This window comes from Micromonospora solifontis, from assembly GCF_003725545.1.
In the GTDB taxonomy this organism is placed as follows: Bacteria; Actinomycetota; Actinomycetes; order Mycobacteriales; family Micromonosporaceae; genus Micromonospora; species Micromonospora solifontis.
Genome location: NZ_RJLN01000023.1, coordinates 26,596 through 41,518 on the forward strand (window position 1 = coordinate 26,596; position 14,923 = coordinate 41,518).

16 protein-coding genes and 1 pseudogene are annotated in these 14,923 nt (G+C 74.6%); 4 read left to right on the forward strand and 13 right to left on the reverse strand.

All coding sequences use genetic code 11. The features are described from left to right. Positions 1–72: 72 nt before the first annotated feature. The 3 genes from EFE23_RS10800 to EFE23_RS10810 form a co-directional block, all read right to left on the reverse strand. Entirely contained in the window at positions 73–282 is a 210-nt protein-coding gene (locus EFE23_RS10800) for a DUF397 domain-containing protein (protein WP_123240763.1), read from the reverse strand. A 139-nt stretch (positions 283–421) separates the two neighbouring features. After that, the gene (gene fahA, locus EFE23_RS10805) at positions 422–1,621 is read right to left on the reverse strand and encodes a fumarylacetoacetase (protein WP_123240764.1); all 1,200 of its coding nucleotides are present in this window, start codon (positions 1,619–1,621) and stop codon (positions 422–424) included. Continuing rightward, positions 1,618–2,475: a hypothetical protein gene (locus EFE23_RS10810; protein ID WP_199737008.1), complete on the reverse strand. Its 858-nt coding sequence runs from the start codon at positions 2,473–2,475 to the stop codon at positions 1,618–1,620. Before EFE23_RS10810 ends, fahA begins: the two co-directional genes overlap by 4 nt. 94 nt (positions 2,476–2,569) lie before the next feature. Between EFE23_RS10810 and EFE23_RS10815 the strand changes: the two genes are divergently transcribed. After that, positions 2,570–3,736, forward strand: a complete 1,167-nt coding sequence (locus EFE23_RS10815) for a homogentisate 1,2-dioxygenase (protein WP_123240766.1) — start codon at positions 2,570–2,572, stop codon at positions 3,734–3,736. A 50-nt stretch (positions 3,737–3,786) separates the two neighbouring features. On the opposite strand, the pseudogene EFE23_RS10820 reads toward EFE23_RS10815, so the two are convergent. The 3 genes and pseudogenes from EFE23_RS10820 to EFE23_RS10830 form a co-directional block, all read right to left on the reverse strand. Further along, positions 3,787–4,398 (reverse strand): annotated as a pseudogene (locus tag EFE23_RS10820) (NAD(P)-dependent alcohol dehydrogenase); the annotation flags it as partial. A gap of 57 nt (positions 4,399–4,455) precedes the next feature. Continuing rightward, the gene (locus EFE23_RS10825; RefSeq protein ID WP_123240767.1) at positions 4,456–5,475 is read right to left on the reverse strand and encodes a tetratricopeptide repeat protein; all 1,020 of its coding nucleotides are present in this window, start codon (positions 5,473–5,475) and stop codon (positions 4,456–4,458) included. A gap of 90 nt (positions 5,476–5,565) precedes the next feature. Next, on the reverse strand, positions 5,566–6,921 hold the full coding sequence (locus tag EFE23_RS10830) for a BTAD domain-containing putative transcriptional regulator (protein WP_123240768.1): 1,356 nt from the start codon (positions 6,919–6,921) through the stop codon (positions 5,566–5,568). A 189-nt stretch (positions 6,922–7,110) separates the two neighbouring features. Between EFE23_RS10830 and EFE23_RS10835 the strand changes: the two genes are divergently transcribed. Continuing rightward, a complete protein-coding gene (locus EFE23_RS10835) occupies positions 7,111–7,638 on the forward strand; it encodes a hypothetical protein (protein WP_123240807.1) in 528 nt (175 codons plus the stop codon). 27 nt (positions 7,639–7,665) lie between these two features. On the opposite strand, the gene ispF is transcribed toward EFE23_RS10835, so the two are convergent. The 3 genes from ispF to EFE23_RS10850 are packed head-to-tail and all read right to left on the reverse strand — an operon-like array spanning position 7,666 to position 9,400. Next, a complete protein-coding gene (ispF, locus tag EFE23_RS10840; protein WP_123240769.1) occupies positions 7,666–8,151 on the reverse strand; it encodes a 2-C-methyl-D-erythritol 2,4-cyclodiphosphate synthase in 486 nt (161 codons plus the stop codon). 13 nt (positions 8,152–8,164) lie between these two features. Further along, a complete protein-coding gene (ispD, locus tag EFE23_RS10845; protein ID WP_123240770.1) occupies positions 8,165–8,860 on the reverse strand; it encodes a 2-C-methyl-D-erythritol 4-phosphate cytidylyltransferase in 696 nt (231 codons plus the stop codon). 54 nt (positions 8,861–8,914) lie between these two features. Further along, positions 8,915–9,400, reverse strand: coding sequence for a CarD family transcriptional regulator (locus tag EFE23_RS10850; RefSeq protein ID WP_007073334.1), 486 nt, complete (start codon positions 9,398–9,400; stop codon positions 8,915–8,917). A gap of 328 nt (positions 9,401–9,728) precedes the next feature. On the opposite strand from EFE23_RS10850, the gene EFE23_RS10855 reads away from it, so the two are divergent. Next, positions 9,729–10,451 carry a hypothetical protein gene (locus EFE23_RS10855; RefSeq protein ID WP_123240771.1) on the forward strand — a complete coding sequence of 241 codons (723 nt, stop codon included), beginning with the start codon at positions 9,729–9,731 and terminating at the stop codon, positions 10,449–10,451. Positions 10,452–10,459: 8 nt separating this feature from the next. Here EFE23_RS10855 and EFE23_RS10860 read toward each other — a convergent pair whose 3' ends face one another. The 4 genes from EFE23_RS10860 to EFE23_RS10875 are packed head-to-tail and all read right to left on the reverse strand — an operon-like array spanning position 10,460 to position 13,945. Beyond that, positions 10,460–10,831: a hypothetical protein gene (locus EFE23_RS10860; RefSeq protein ID WP_123240772.1), complete on the reverse strand. Its 372-nt coding sequence runs from the start codon at positions 10,829–10,831 to the stop codon at positions 10,460–10,462. A gap of 24 nt (positions 10,832–10,855) precedes the next feature. Next, positions 10,856–11,905 (reverse strand): type III polyketide synthase, encoded by a 1,050-nt coding sequence (locus EFE23_RS10865; protein ID WP_123240773.1) that lies wholly within the window; start codon positions 11,903–11,905, stop codon positions 10,856–10,858. A gap of 32 nt (positions 11,906–11,937) precedes the next feature. Further along, on the reverse strand, positions 11,938–13,104 hold the full coding sequence (locus EFE23_RS10870) for an acyl-CoA dehydrogenase family protein (protein ID WP_123240774.1): 1,167 nt from the start codon (positions 13,102–13,104) through the stop codon (positions 11,938–11,940). A 43-nt stretch (positions 13,105–13,147) separates the two neighbouring features. Then, positions 13,148–13,945, reverse strand: coding sequence for a class I SAM-dependent methyltransferase (locus EFE23_RS10875; RefSeq protein ID WP_123240775.1), 798 nt, complete (start codon positions 13,943–13,945; stop codon positions 13,148–13,150). A 45-nt stretch (positions 13,946–13,990) separates the two neighbouring features. On the opposite strand from EFE23_RS10875, the gene EFE23_RS10880 reads away from it, so the two are divergent. After that, complete coding sequence (locus EFE23_RS10880; RefSeq protein WP_123240776.1) at positions 13,991–14,830, forward strand: UbiA family prenyltransferase; 840 nt, start codon at positions 13,991–13,993, stop codon at positions 14,828–14,830. Positions 14,831–14,923: the final 93 nt, after the last annotated feature.

Sequence of the window (14,923 nt, forward strand, 5' to 3'; positions counted from 1 at the left end):
ACGGCGAGGCTTGCGGTGACATTTCCACCACCGGTGCCCCGATCGGGGCACCGGGGTCCGGGGGCGTCGGCGTCAGCCGCGGAAGGCGTCGGCCCGGATCGCGGCGACGAACGCCGTCCAGCCCGGTGGACTGACCGCGAGCGCCGGACCGGACGGGTCCTTCGAGTCGCGTATCCCCACCAGGCCGTGCCCGGCCACCACGTTGGTCGCCACCTCGACGCAGAGGCCCTGGTCGTTGGAACGGCTGCTGGTGCGCCAGACGGCGCCGGTCAGCTCGGTCATGCCTCGCTCCCTCCTGTTCCGCTCGGGCACGCCCAGCTCGCACCGCCGGACGTGCGGAATCCGCGACGATCAACGGGGATGGCGACGTGCCCGGTCGCACAGCGGGTGCGACCGGGCACGGGGAGACGGATGCGTGACGTCAGCGGGCCGGGAGGACCGTTCCGGTGACCTCGCCGAGGGCGATCGTGGTGCCGTTCGGGCCCGGGGCGGTGGCGGTGACGGTCACCGTGTCACCGTCCTCCAGGAAGGTCCGGGCGCTCCCGTCGGCGAACTTGACCGGCTCGGCCCCGCCCCAGCTCAGCTCGAGGAAGGAGCCGACCTGACCGCGTTCGGGACCGGAGACGGTGCCGGAGGCGTAGAGGTCGCCGGTGCGCAGCGACGCCCCGTTGACCGTGAGGTGGGCGAGCTGCTGGGCCGGGGTCCAGTACATGGTGGCGAAGGGCGGCTCGGCCACCCGCTCGCCGTTCCACTCCACCGACAGCGTGAGGTCCAGCCCCAGGTGCGGGGTGTCGCGGAGGTAGTCCTGCACCGGCGGGTCCTGGTCCGGGGCGGGCACGAAGGCGTCGGCGAGGGCGTCCAACGGGGTGACCCAGGCCGAGACGGAGGTGGCGAAGGACTTGCCCAGGAACGGGCCGAGCGGCTGGTACTCCCAGGCCTGGATGTCCCGGGCGGACCAGTCGTTGACCAGCACCACGCCGAAGACGTGGTCGGCGAAGTCGTCCACCGCCACCCGGTCGCCGAGCCGGCTCGGCACCCCGACCACGAAACCGACCTCGGCCTCGATGTCCAGCCGGACCGACGCGCCGGTGGTGGGGCCCTGCGCGGTGGCCCGCTGCCCGCTCGGCCGGACCACCGGGGTGCCGGAGACCACCACCGTGCCGGCCCGGCCGTGGTAGCCGATCGGCACGTGCTTCCAGTTCGGCAGCAGCGGCGGCTGGCCGGGGCGGAAGATCTGCCCGACGTTCGACGCGTGGTGCTCGGACGAGTAGAAGTCGACGTAGTCCGCCACCTCGAACGGGAGCAGCAGTTCGACCTCGCGCAGCGGCACCAGCAGCGGCTCCACCGCGGCGCGGTGCGCCCCGTCGGTGAGCAGCTCGGTGATCCGTTGCCGGACGGCGGTCCACTGCGGACGGCCCAGCGCCATGAACGCGTTCAACGTCGGCCGGCCCAGCGCCCCGGCGGCCAGCACCAGGCCGGCCTCCTCCGCGCCCGCCAGGTCCAGCACGAAGTCGCCGATGCGTACGCCGACCCGCGGCGCGCGCTCGCCGTGCCGGAACACCCCGTACGGCAGGTTGGTCACGCCGTACGGCGAACCGTCGGCACCGGTCACCCAGGTCATTCCTCGAAGCCCCCGTTCATCAGCCCCAGCCGGATCAGGTCGGTCAGTGGTTCGGAGATGCTGCACGAGCCGTACCCCACCCAGAGCGGGCGGTCGGCGTCGCGGTGGGCGCGGGCCCGCTCGACCACGCGTACCGGGTCGGTGGCGGCGAGCAGCTCGGCGACCCCGTCCACCTCGGCGCCCGCCACCGCGGCCAGGGTCGCGGCGAGCACGTTCACGAAGCCGTGGTGGGTGAAGCCGGTCTCCGGGTCGCGGTGCCGGATCGCGTGGTGCAGCCCGGCGGTCAGCTTGAACGGCAGCCCCCGGTCCCGGCAGGCGCAGATCACCGCGGCCAGCTCGACCGGGGTCGGGAAGAGTTCGGCGGCCAGCCCGCCGGTGCGGAACTTGGCGGCGACGGGCAGCCCGCCGGCCCGCGCCTCGGCGACGGTGTCCAGCGCGCCCATCAACCCGAAGGTCAGCGGGATCTCGGCGTAGACCGTGGTGCCGGCCAGCCGCTCGGCGAGCTTGACCAGGTCAGCGAGGCCGGGCTGGGGATCCTCGCCGCGCTTGGCGACGGCCGCCTCGACCTGCCGGACGGTGAGCCGGGGGTCGGCCTCGGCGAGGGCCGCCTCCAGCCGGCCGACCGGCACGTCACCGATCACCCCGACGGCCAGGGCCGCCTCCGGTTCGAGCAGGCCGGGCAGGTCGGGCAGCGCCGAGGCGGGCAGCAGCAGCGGGCCGACCAGGTCGGCGTACCAGGCGGCGCGGTGGCGGTGGTGGGCGGTCACCGCGTCCGGCAGCGACGCGCTGCCGGGCGGGAAGACGGCAGCGTCGTCGACCAGACCGGCGAAGAGACGGGTCACCTGCGTTGACACGAGACAAGAATCTACGGGACGCTACGAGGAACGGACAACAGCGTCCGATTACCGGACGCGATCGGCCGGAGAACGGGACATATCGGGAGGCGAGATGCCGTACTACCGCAGGATCGGCGAGGTGCCCCGCAAGCGCCACACCCAGTTCCGCCAGCCCGACGGCAGCCTGTACGCGGAGGAGCTGGTCGGCCAGGAGGGCTTCTCGTCCGACTCGTCGCTGCTCTACCACCGGCACGCGCCGACCGCGATCGTGGCCGCCGAGGAGTTCACCCCGCCCGCCTTCACCCGGGTGCCGAACCTGCCGTTGAAGCCGCGCCACCTGCGTACCCACAAGCTCGACGGGACCGGGGCGGACCCGGTGCTCGGTCGGCAGTACCTGCTGGCCAACGACGACGTGCGGATCGCGTACGTGCTGGCCGACCGGCCCTCCCCGCTGTTCCGGGACGCCACCGGCGACCACTGCCTCTACCTGGAGTCCGGGTCGCTGCGCGTCGAGTCGCCATTCGGTGTGCTGGAGGCGGTGGCCGGCGACTACGTGATCATCCCGACGTCGACCATCCACCGCCTGGTGCCGACCGGCGACGAGCCGACCCGGCTGCTCGCCGTCGAGGCGGCCGGGCACATCGGCCCGCCCAAGCGCTACCTCTCGGTGCGCGGGCAGTTCCTGGAGCACTCGCCGTACTGCGAGCGGGACGTCCGAGGGCCGGACACCCCGCTGCTGGTCGACGAGACCGACGTGGAGGTGCTGGTCCGGCACCGTCGCGGCTGGACGAGGTACGGCTACGCGAACCACCCGTTCGACGTGGTGGGCTGGGACGGGCACCTCTACCCGTGGGCGTTCTCCATCCACGACTTCGAGCCGATCACGGGCCGGATCCACCAGCCGCCGCCGGTGCACCAGACCTTCCAGGGCCCGAACTTCGTGATCTGCTCGTTCGTGCCGCGCAAGGTGGACTACCACCCGGACGCCATCCCCGTGCCGTACAACCACCACAACGTCGACTCCGACGAGATGCTCTTCTACACCGGCGGCAACTACGAGGCCCGGCGCGGCTCCGGCATCGAGCAGGGCTCGATCTCGCTGCACCCGTCCGGCTTCACCCACGGGCCCCAGCCCGGTGCGGCCGAGCGCTCGATCGGGGTGGACTTCTTCGACGAGCTGGCGGTCATGGTGGACACCTTCCGCCCGCTGGACCTGTGCGACGCGGCGACCGCCTGCGAGGACGACGCGTACGCCTGGACCTGGGCGCGCCGCGGCTGACGCGGACGGGGCCGCGCCCGGACGGACGCGGCCCCTCTCATACGCCTGGATCAGAACGTCGAGGCGTCGATGACGAAGCGGTAGCGCACGTCGGAGGCGAGCACCCGCTCGTACGCCTCATTGATCTTCTCGGCCGGGATGACCTCGATCTCCGCGCCCAGCCCGTGCTCGGCGCAGAAGTCGAGCATCTCCTGGGTCTCGGCGATGCCCCCGATCATCGAGCCGGCGAACGACCGGCGGGCAGGGATCAGCGAGAACGCGTGCACGGACAGCGGATCCTCCGGCGCGCCCACGTTGACCAGCGTCCCGTCCACGGCCAGCAGCCGCAGGTACGCGTCGAGGTCGATCTTCGCGCTGACGGTGTTCACGATGAGGTCGAACGAGCCGGCCAGCTCGGTGAAGGTCGCCTCGTCCGAGGTGGCGTGGTAGTGGTCGGCGCCGAGCCGCAGCCCGTCCTCCCGCTTCTTCAGCGACTGGGAGAGCACGGTCACCTCGGCGCCCATGGCGTGTGCCAGCTTGACCGCCATGTGGCCCAGCCCGCCGAGGCCGATGACGGCGACCCGCTTGCCGGGGCCGGCGCCCCAGTGCCGCAGCGGCGAGTAGGTGGTGATGCCGGCGCAGAGCAGCGGGGCGGCGACGTCCAGCTCGATGCCGTCCGGGACCCCGCGGCCACCCCCACCCACACGTAGCCATGGTCACGGGCGGGAGAGGGAATAACCTCAGCGTCGGGCGAGCACCGCGAACTCGGCGATCATCGCCACCGTGATCGAGGCCACCAGCGGCCAGGGGCCGCCGACCAGCGCGTAGAGCACCAGCAGCACCGGCGCGCCGGCCACCGCGTACACCGCCAGGGCCAGGCTGCGGTCGGCGCGGAGCAGCCCGGGAAGGATTGTCCCCAGCAGGCCGGGCAGCCGGGCCGCGTACCGCCAGACCAGCAGCGCCCCGCCGAGCGCCGCCAGCACCGCGACGACCCGGGACAGGCCCGGCGCGGCGGGCGCCAGGAAGGCGACCAGCACCGCGGCCACCAGGGACCAGCCCGCGCCGTAGATGACCAGCCGCCGGATCCCGTCGGCGATGGTCCGGCCCGCGTCGCCGCGCGCCGGGTCCATCGTGGCCGCCTCGGTCAGGTGCTCCAGGGCCTCCGCGTAGCGCCGCTGCTCCAGCCGGATCACGCCCATGTCGTGCCGCGCCTCGGCCAGCTCCGGATCCAGCCGCAGCGCCTCCCGGTACGCCCGCTCGGCCAGGTCGTACAGCTCCAGCCGGGCGGAGACCAGGCCGAGCACCAGGTGCGCCTGCGGCTCCTCCGGCGCCAGCTCGACGCCCCGCCACGCGGCGTTGAGCGCCTGCTGCCCGTTGCGCGAGCCGGACAGGATCGCGGCGGCGCTGCGCTGGGCGTACGCGTCGGTCGGCCCGAGCGCCAGGATCTCGTCCGCGGTGCTCGCGGCGGCCTGCCACCGGCCCAGGTCCACCAGCGCGAACCCGCGCGCCACCAGCGGCGGTACGGCGGTCGGCGCGGCCGCCACGGCCGCCACGGCGGCGTCGAGCGCCGCCGCGGAGCGGTCCGTCGCCAGGTGCATCCGGGCCAGCATGGTCAACGCCTCGGCGTGGCCCGGGTCGGTCGCGATCAGCGAGCTGAGTTCGCCGACAGCCTCGTCGTACCGGCCCAGCTCGGCGAGAAGTTGGGCGCGTTGGAGGTAGCCGTCGGCGGCGGACTGGTCGGAGGCGGCGTCACTCGACATCCCGGCGAGCGTAGCCGCCCGCGCCGCACCGCGCCGACCAGCGCGCCCCGCCCGGCGCCGCCGTACCCGCCGGCCGGCCGGGAGCCGGCGTCAGGCGCTGCGGCAGGGCAGCCCGGCGGCCCGGCCGCCGCAGGTGCCGAGGCTGCACCAACAGCGCAGGCCGCTCTCGTCGAGGAAGAGCCACCCGCACCGCTCGTCGGAACAGGCCCGGACGGTGAGCCGGCGCGGGTCGGCGAGCAACTGCGCGGCGCTCCACGCGGCGGCGTGCAGGGGCAGCCGGAGCCCGGCGCGGAGTTCCGGCCACCAGCGGCCCCGGCCGTCGGCCTCACGCCGGAACACCATCGTCCCGGCCGCGGCCTCCGCGTACCGGGCGACCGTGTCGAAGGCCGGCCGGTCGTCGGGGTGGACCAGGCAGGCGTACAGCGCGGCGCGCAGCGCCCGGGCCTCGGTGAGCACGCCGTCGGCCGCGGCGGGGTCGCGCCGGGCGAGGTGGAGCAGTCGGCTCACCGAGACCTCATCGGTCAGGCCGGCGTGGCCGCTCCACACGGCCAGGGTCCGGTAGCCGCGTAGCCACTCGCCGCGAGGCGGCGCGGATTCGAGCCCGCAGCCCGCGAGAGTGTTGCAGAAGTCGAGCGCGGGATGCCCACCGACGGCCCACGGCAGGCTCTCGTCGCGTACCCGTACCTCGTACATCGGCCGGTCGGGACGGTCGAGCCGGTCGTCACCGTCGAGGATGCGGCGGTGCACCTCGCGCAGCCGCGAACCCGGCTCGACCCCGAGGTCCGCCACGAGGAGATCCCGGGTGGTCCGGTAGAGCCGCAGCGCGTCGGCCCGCCGGTCCCCCCGGTGCAGGGCGGTCATCAGGGCCGCGACGAGCTGTTCCCGGGTCGGGTGGCGGGGCACCAGCGGCGTCAGTTCGCCGATCGCCCGGCGGTGCTGGCCCAGCGCGAGCCGCGCCTCCGCCCGCAGCTCGACCCCGACCAGGCGCAGCTCCTCGACCGGGGCCGCCAGCCGTTCCCGCAGTTCGTCGTCGGCCGTGTCGGCGAGCAGCGGGCCCTGCCAGAGGCCCAGCGCCCGGTCGAGCAGGCGGACCCGCTCGGCGGGATCACCCACCTCGCCCGCCCGCCGGATCAGGCCGGCGAAGTCCACCACGTCGACCTGGTGACCGTCGCTCTCGACCAGGTAGCCGTCGCCGCGGGTGCTGATCCGCACCCCGTACGGCGTCAGCGATGCCCGCAACCGCCCGATGTACGTGTGCACCGCACCCCGGGCCGAGGCCGGCGGCGAGCCGTGCCAGAGCAGGTCGATCAGGCGGTCGGTGCCGACCAGCCGGCCGGGTTCGAGCAGCAGCACGCCGAGGAGGCAGCGCTCCTGACGCCGACTGCCGACCTCGACGGGCTGACCGTGATGGCGGGCCTCGAACGGTCCGAGCAGGCGGAAGTCCATGTCACTGGAAACCGCCTGGCCCTCGCCCGAGGTTGTCGCTCCGGTGAGCCGGTGGTGTGTCCGCCGGCCGCCGGCCATCCGGCAGGGCCGCCCGCCGGGCCGGTCGACGCGGGTCGCGCGGTGAGCGGATGGTGAGCGGGCCCGGCGACGCTGGGCCGGTCCCACCACGCGAGCACGGATGGAGTGATCATGCGTTTCCTGAAGACCGTCGGAGCGGCCCTGGTCGCGGCGGCACTCGTCGCCGCCGTACCGGTCCCGGCCGCCGCGGCGAGCGGCGACATCGCCCCCGGGGCCTGGGAGCCGGCGCCGCAGGAGGAGTTCGAGCTGCCCGCCGGGGCACGCTGCGACTTCGCCGTACGGTCGGAGTCGATCGTGGACGAGGTCCGGAAGCTGACGGTGTCGACGTACCCGGACGGCTCCCCGGAGCGGGAGCTCTACCAGGGTGCGCTCATCGGCCGGCTGACCAACCTGGAGACCGGGGCCAGCACCATCACCGACGCCAGCGGCAGCGCCCGGATCGAGTACGGCACCGACGGCTCGATGACCTGGTACGTGACCGGGCCGGTGCTGTTCGGGTTCCGGGAGAACGGCGGCACCCTGCCCAAGGGGCTGTACATCATCGACGGTGAGTACGTCGTCCAGTTCAGCCCGACCGGCATCAAGACCCTCACGATGCGGCACGGCACCGTGCACGACCTCTGCGCGGACCTGGCCTGAGGATGGCGTCTCGCGGCCCCGGCCGGCTCAGTCGGCCGGGGCCTCGTACACCAGGGCCACCGCGATGCCGGTCAGCCCCTCACCGCGGCCGGTGAAGCCGAGACCGTCGGTGGTGGCGGCGGAGACCGTGACGGGGGCGCCCACGGCCGCGGAGAGCACCTGCTGCGCCTCCTCCCGGCGCGGGCCGATCTTGGGGCGGTTGCCGAGCACCTGGACCGATACGTTGCCGATCCGGAAGCCGGCCGCCCGAACCCGCCGGGCGCTCTCGGTGAGCAGCGCCACGCCGGAGGCGCCGGCCCACTCCGGCTGGTCGACCCCGAAGTTCGCGCCCAGGTCGCCGAGGCCGGCGGCGGAGAGCAGGGCGTTGCAGGCGGCGTGCGCCGCCACGTCGGCGTCCGAGTGCCCGGCCAGGCCGTCCTGGTCGGGCCAGTGCAGGCCGGCCACCCAGCAGGGCCGACCGGCCGCGAAGGCGTGCACGTCGGTGCCGATGGCCACCCGAGGAACGATCATGATCCGAGGGTACGCGTCAGGCCCCAGCCGCCAGCAGGTGCTCGGCGAGGGCCAGGTCGAACGGCCTGGTGATCTTGAGGGCCAGCTCCGACCCGGGTACGCAGACCACCGGCACGCCCTGCTTCTCCACCAGGCCGGCGTCGTCGGTCAACGGGTCACCGGCCGCCGCGTGCGCGGCGGCCAGCACCGGCCGGCGGAACCCCTGCGGGGTCTGCACCGCCCGCAGGGCGGACCGGTCGACGGTGCCGAGGACCCGCTCACCGGCGTCGACCTCCTTGATCGTGTCGACGACCGGAAGGACCGGGATCACCGCGTCGTGGCCGGCGCGGACCGCCTCGGCCACCGATTCGACCAGTTCGGGCGGGGTGAGCGCCCGGGCGGCGTCGTGCACCAGGACGATCTCCGGCCCGGCGGGCACGGCGGCCAGCGCGGCGGCCACCGACGCCTGCCGGTCGGCACCGCCGGACACCACGAGCACCGGGGCGACCGGCGCGAGCATCGTGCGGACCAGCTCGACGTCGGCGGCCGGCGCGGCCACCACGACGGTGCGCACCGAGGGCGCGGCGGCGATCCGGCGTACCGCGTGCACCAGCAGCGGCTCGCCGGCCAGCGGCCGGAGCGCCTTCGGCACGCCCGGGCCGAGGCGTACCCCCGCACCGGCCGCAGGAACAAGGACCGCGACGTCACCGCGCGGATTGAGCTGCGCGGTCACGTCGCGGTCCTCGGATTTCTTTGCTACGGGGTGGGTACGACGATGCGGTGGAACTCAGGCCTCGGTCAGGACCTTGTCGAGCAGCGTCTCCGCCTCGTCCTTGGTGCTCTTCTCGGCCAGCGCGACCTCGCCGACGAGAATGTCGCGGGCCTTCGCGAGCATGCGCTTCTCACCCGCGGAAAGACCCCGCTCCCGCTCCCGGCGCCACAGGTCGCGGACGACCTCGGCGACCTTCAGCGGGTTGCCGGAGGCCAGCTTCTCCAGATTCGCCTTGTAACGCCGCGACCAGTTGGTCGGCTCCTCGGTGTGCGGTGCACGGAGCACGTCGAAGACCTTGCCCAGGCCCTCTTCGCCGACCACCTCTCGCACACCCACGATCTCGGCGTTCTCAGCGGGCACCCGGACCGTCAGGTCACCCTGCGCGACCCTCAGGACGAGGTACTGCTTAGGCTCGCCCTTGATGACCCGAGTCTCGATTGCCTCGATGAGTGCGGCCCCGTGGTGGGGGTAAACAACGGTCTCGCCGACACTGAAAACCATAGGTTCGAAACCCCTTTCGCTGTGTCTAGGGTAACACGCTCAGGCACCGATGTCCCACCGCTGTCCTGACCGTTGGCGCAGCTCAGGGGCCCTGTGAGAGGTATTTCTTCAGCTTGACAGGCGGTCAAACCGATGGTTTCGACACGCTCCGTGACCACGGGATGACATCCCGACACGAGGGGCAGGAGCGTCGATATCTAGGGCGATGCGCTCCCTCCATGGTAACTCCGCGACACGAGGTGCGCCCAGGTGTGGCGGTACGCGGACCGGTGCGGGACGCTTGAGGTGGACGTGACGTCCGCTCACCGAGACGGTTCCTGGGGGTCCGATGGGCATGCCTGACGCTGAGGGCCACGGGCCACCGGACGGGCTGCCCGGCCTGCCTCCCGAGTGGGGTCGGGTGGTCGTGCCCGACGACGCCTCCGCGCTCGCCGACGAGGCCCGCCAGGTCCGCCGCGAGCTGCGCAGCCGGCGGCGCGGTACGGGATGGCGCCGGCACCTCGGACTGGCCCCCCGGGCGGACGGCCGGGTCCCGCTCGGCCTGCCGGTGCTCGCCCTGCTGGTCTCGGTCCTGATCACGCTCACCGGGCTGGCCGCGGTCACCTGGCCCCGGTCCACCCGTTCCGGCGGCAGCCCCACGGTTCTCCCGTACCCCACGGGCACCCTGGCCGCCGTCGGGCCGCTGCCCGCGCTCGACCTGGTCGACGCCGGGGACTCCCCGGTGTCCCTGCGCAGCCTGCTGCCCGCGATGATCATCCTGGTCGACGCCTGCGCCTGCCCGGAACGGGTGACCGAGGCGGCGGCCACCGCGCCGACGGGGGTCACCGTGGTCACCGTCACCGAGACCCCGCGGCCGGGGACCTCGCCCGTCCCGGGGGTACGCACCCTCGCCGATCCGGCCGGCGGCCTGCGCTCCTATCTGCACCTCGCCGCGCACCCCGGCACGGCCACCGCGCTGCTGGTGGACCGGGCGGGCACCGTGGTCCGGGTGCTGCCCGAACTGGGTCCGGTCGAGGCGTACCGGGCCGACCTCGCCCACCTGGCCGCCTGATCCTCCGATCAGGACAACTGGGCGAGCCGGGCGTCCAGGTCGACCTCGCCCTCCACCGCGCTGAACCGCACCAGCAGCGGAGCGCCCGAGGACTCCACCACGGAGGACTGGGAACCCTCGCCACAGCGCACGTTGCTTGGCGGCTGGGCGGGCCGCACCCCGACCAGTTCGACGACGACCGTGCCGGGGCCGGAGCACCCGACGGTCAACAGGTACCGCCCGAAGTCGGCCGTGCTGCTCTGCCGGGCGAGCGGCGACGCCCCGGGCACCAGGTGGGACCGTTCGTGCCAGAGCTCCGAAGCGCCGTCGTCCGGGCCGGGCCGGCCGGTCGGCTCCACGTGCACGATCACCCGGTCGTCCGGGTCAGCACCGGCGAGCACCGCCCGGCGACCACCGGCGTCCCGTCAGCCGGCGCGCTCCAGCAGCGCCGCGTACAGGGTGAGACCCGGACCGAAGGCGAGCAGCACGACCCACTCCGGCGGGCGCGCGGCCCGGCGCAGCCGGTCGAGGATCAGCAGCACCGTCGGGGACGAGCAGTTGCCGTGCTCCGACAGCGTGGCCCGGGAGGCGGCCAGCGCCTCCGGCGGCAGGGCCAGCTCGCGTTCCACCACGTTGAGGATGCGTGGGCCGCCCGGGTGCACCGCCCAGCCGTCCACCTCGGCGATCGTCCGCCCGTGCCGGGCCAGCAGGTCGTCAACCAGTCCCCGGACGTGGTGCGACAGCACCTGCGGCACCTTCGGTGACAGGCCCATCCGGAACCCGGTGTCGGTGACGTCCCAGGTCATGTGGTCGGCGGTCGAGGTGTCGGTGACCGAGGTGACCTCGCGCAGCGCGTACCCCCGGCCCCCGGGCGCGACCACGGCGGCGACCGCGGCGTCCGAGAAGAGCGCGTGCGAGACGATCTGCTGGGTGTCCACCCGGGCACCCGCCGGCTGGATGTGCAGGCTGGTCAGTTCGGCGCAGAGCAGCAGCGCCGGGCGGCCCCGGGCGGTGACGAAGTCGCTCGCCGCGCCCAGCCCCGGCAGCGCCGCGTAGCAGCCCATGTGGCCGACGAACATGCGCTGGGTGTCCGGGGCCATGCCCAGGTCCCGGGCGAGCAGGATGTCCAGCCCGGGAGTGGCGTACCCGGTGCAGGAACACACGACGAAGAGGCCGACGTCACCGGCGTCCAGCCCGGCCGCGGTGAGCGCGCGGCTCACCGCCTCCTTGCCCAGCGGCAGCGCCTCGACCTGGTAGCGCCGCATCCGCCGCTCCGTCGGCCACTCCGAGACGTCCTCCAGCAGCGGGTTCACCGCCGCCTGCCGCCGGGACACCCCGGAGTTGGCGAAGATGCGCTCGGCCAGCGCCCGGGTGGTCCCGGAGAAGTGCTTCGCGAAGAAGCCCGTCCAGAGTTCGTCCTGCGCGGCGGCCGGCGGCTGTGCCGCGCCCAGGCCCGCGATCACCGGCACGCCCATGTCCCCCACTCCCTCGGTCCCGTTCCCACGCCTCACCAACGAGGGGTGGCCGTGTCGCGGTCCGGGTCGCCGCCGAGCACCGCGACGCCGAGCCAGTCGGCACAGACGTCCGACGTGGCCGGGTGCAGCGACCCGCACCTCGCGTCCCGGTAGAGCCGTTCCAGCGGGTGCCCCCGGCGGGTGGCCGAGGTGCCGGCCGCCTCCAGCATGGACGCCGCCACCTCGGCCGCGGTGGTGCCGGCGAGCAGCTTGGCCCGCCACACCCAGCGGTTTGTCTCCGCCTCGCCGGGGGCCTCGTCGACGCGGCGGGCGGCCTCGGCCACCACCAGCTCGGCCGCCGCGACCGCCGCGTCCGCCCGGCCCAGCCGGGCCCGGACGGCCGGGAGCCCGGCGAGGTCACGGGCGTTCAGGTGCTCGGCGGCGGCGTCGATCGCCGCCCGGGCCACCCCGACGTAGACGGCGGCGTAGCTGGCCACCAACCAGTGCGGCATGAGCTGGGCGACGACCAGGGCCAACCCCTCCACCCCGCCGAGCAGCCGGTCGGCCGGGACGGTGACGTCCAGGTGCAGGTCGTGCGAGGACGTGGCGCGCATGCCCAGTGAGTCCCAGGTGGGCTCGATGGTGATCCCCTCCCCGGCGGGGACGAGGAACTGCGAGACCAGCGACGGGTCGGTGGCGCTGCGGGCCGCCACCAGGTAGCCGTCCGGGTGCCCGGCGCCGGAGCAGAACGTCTTCGCGCCCTTGATGTGCCAGCCGCCGTCGACCGGCTCGTACACGGTGCTGAGCCGGGACAGCCGGGCGCCGGTGCCGCGTTCGCTCATCGCCACCGCGTACCAGGCGCCGTCGGCCGCCGCGCGGAGCAGCCGGTCCCGGGCGGCCAGCGCCTCGTCCGGTACGCCCAGCGCCTCGGCCAACTCCTCGGTGACCGCGCCGAGCGCGCCGGTGACCGAGGCGTGCATGTTGAACACCAGGGCGGTGGCGCCGTTGCCCCGGGCCAGCTCGGTGGCGACGGCCGCGTACTCGGCGAAGCTGGCCCCCGCGCCACCCAGCTCGCGGGGCACCATCAGGCCGAAGAGCCCGGCCTCCCGCAGGTCGGCGAAGTCGTCGACCGGGAAGGAGCCGTCCCGGTCGTGCTCCGCCGCGCGGGCGGCCAGTCGCGGCGCCAGGCGGCGCGCCGCCTCCAGCGCGTGCACGTTCATAGAACCCCCTTCTCGGCGTCCGCAATACCCCGGGCGGCCCCGGCTACCCGCTGCGGACCCCGTGCCCCTGGTAGAGCACGGCGGTGGACCGGGTCGGCACGATCCGCGGCGCCGGGACCACCGTGCCCGTCGGACCGTCGGCCGTCGGCGCTCCCGGGGCGGCCGGCCCTTCCCCGCCGCGCAGCCGGCGCAGCAGCCAGGCCAGCGTGCCGCCGATCGCCGGTCGGACGCCCCGCACCCGCAGCGCGACGCCGTGCCGGGCGCACTCCGCCACGAGCGCGCGGGCGTCCACGAACAACCGTGGATCGTGGATGCCCCGGGGCACGGTGGGCAGCCGCTCGCCGATCTCCACCGCGACCAGCCGGGCCAGCAGGGTGTCGTTCAGGGTGTCCAGCACGAGCAGCCCGCCGGGCCGCAGCAGCCGGCACGCCTCGGCCACCGCCCGCCGCCAGTCCGGTACGTGCTCCAGCAGTTCGCCGGCGGAGACGACGTCCGCGCAGCCGTCCGCGAGCGGGACCGCGACGGCGTCGCCCTGGAGCACGGTCACACCGTGCGCGGCGGCCTGGTCGAGGGCGGAGCGGGTCAGGTCCACCCCGACGTGCCGGTAGCCCTTGCCGGCCAGGTGCGGGGCGAGCAGCCCGGCGCCGCACCCGAGGTCGACGAGCAGGGCGTCCTGGCTGGACGCCGGAGGCACCAGGGCGGCCCTTGCCCGGGCCAGCCAGTGCAGCATCGCGAAGGCGCCGTCCGGCCGCCACCATTCGTCGACGAGGTCGTCGTACTGCCGGGGATCGTTGGGTGGCAGCACCCGGGACGGAGTGGACACCCGGGCCGCAGCACGCATGCACCGAGCGTGGCACGACTCCCGGGTAACGACCAGACTTCTCTTATGTCGTCGTCGGTGTTAGGGCTGGTCAAGGCGAGCCATCCGGAACCGGCCGCCGCGGTCACCGTGGTGGCCGGGCTGCTGGCGGCGGGGGTCGGGCACCGGCCGGCCGGGATCGCCGCGGTGACCGGCACCGTGTTGGCCAGCCAGCTCGCGGTCGGCTGGAGCAACGACCTGATCGACGCCGACCGGGACGCCACCGTGGGGCGTACCGACAAACCGGTGGCCACCGGCGCGGTCTCGCGCCGGACCCTCGGCCGCGCGGTCCTCGTCGCGGCCCTCGCCACCCCGCTCGTCGCGCTGACCACGGGTGGCGTGGCGGCGCTCTGCGCCACGCTGGGGCTCCTCTCGGCCCTGCTCTACAACTGGCCGCTGAAGTCGACGCCGGTCTCGGTGCTGCCGTACGCGGTCTCCTTCGGCGCGCTGCCGGCCTTCGTGGTGCTGGCCCTGCCGGGCGCGCCCACGCCACCGGCCTGGCTGGTGGCCGCCGCCGCCTGCCTCGGCGCCGGGGCGCACTTCGCCAACGTCCTGCCCGACCTGGCCGACGACGCCCGGACCGGGGTGCGCGGGCTGCCGCACCGGCTCGGACCGGCGGGCAGCCGGGCGGCCGCCGCCGGGCTGCTGCTCGCGGCCACCGTCACGCTCGTCGTCGGCCCGCCCGGGCCGCCGTCCTGGGCGGGCCTGTCGGCGGTCGCCGCCGCCGTCCTGGTCCCGGCCGTCGGTGGGTACGCGGGCCGCGCCACCGGCCGCGCCGGGGGCCGGCCGGTGGCCGCGTTCCGGGCGGTCATGGTGGTGGCGCTGATCGACGTGGTGCTGCTGGTGGCGAGCGGTCGGGTGGTGTGACGGGTCACCGGGAAGGTGGCATTACCGGGTCGGCGTGCGGCCCTCGATCAGCCCCAACTACCCTGGAGCGCGGTCTGCGCGGGTATGGCCACC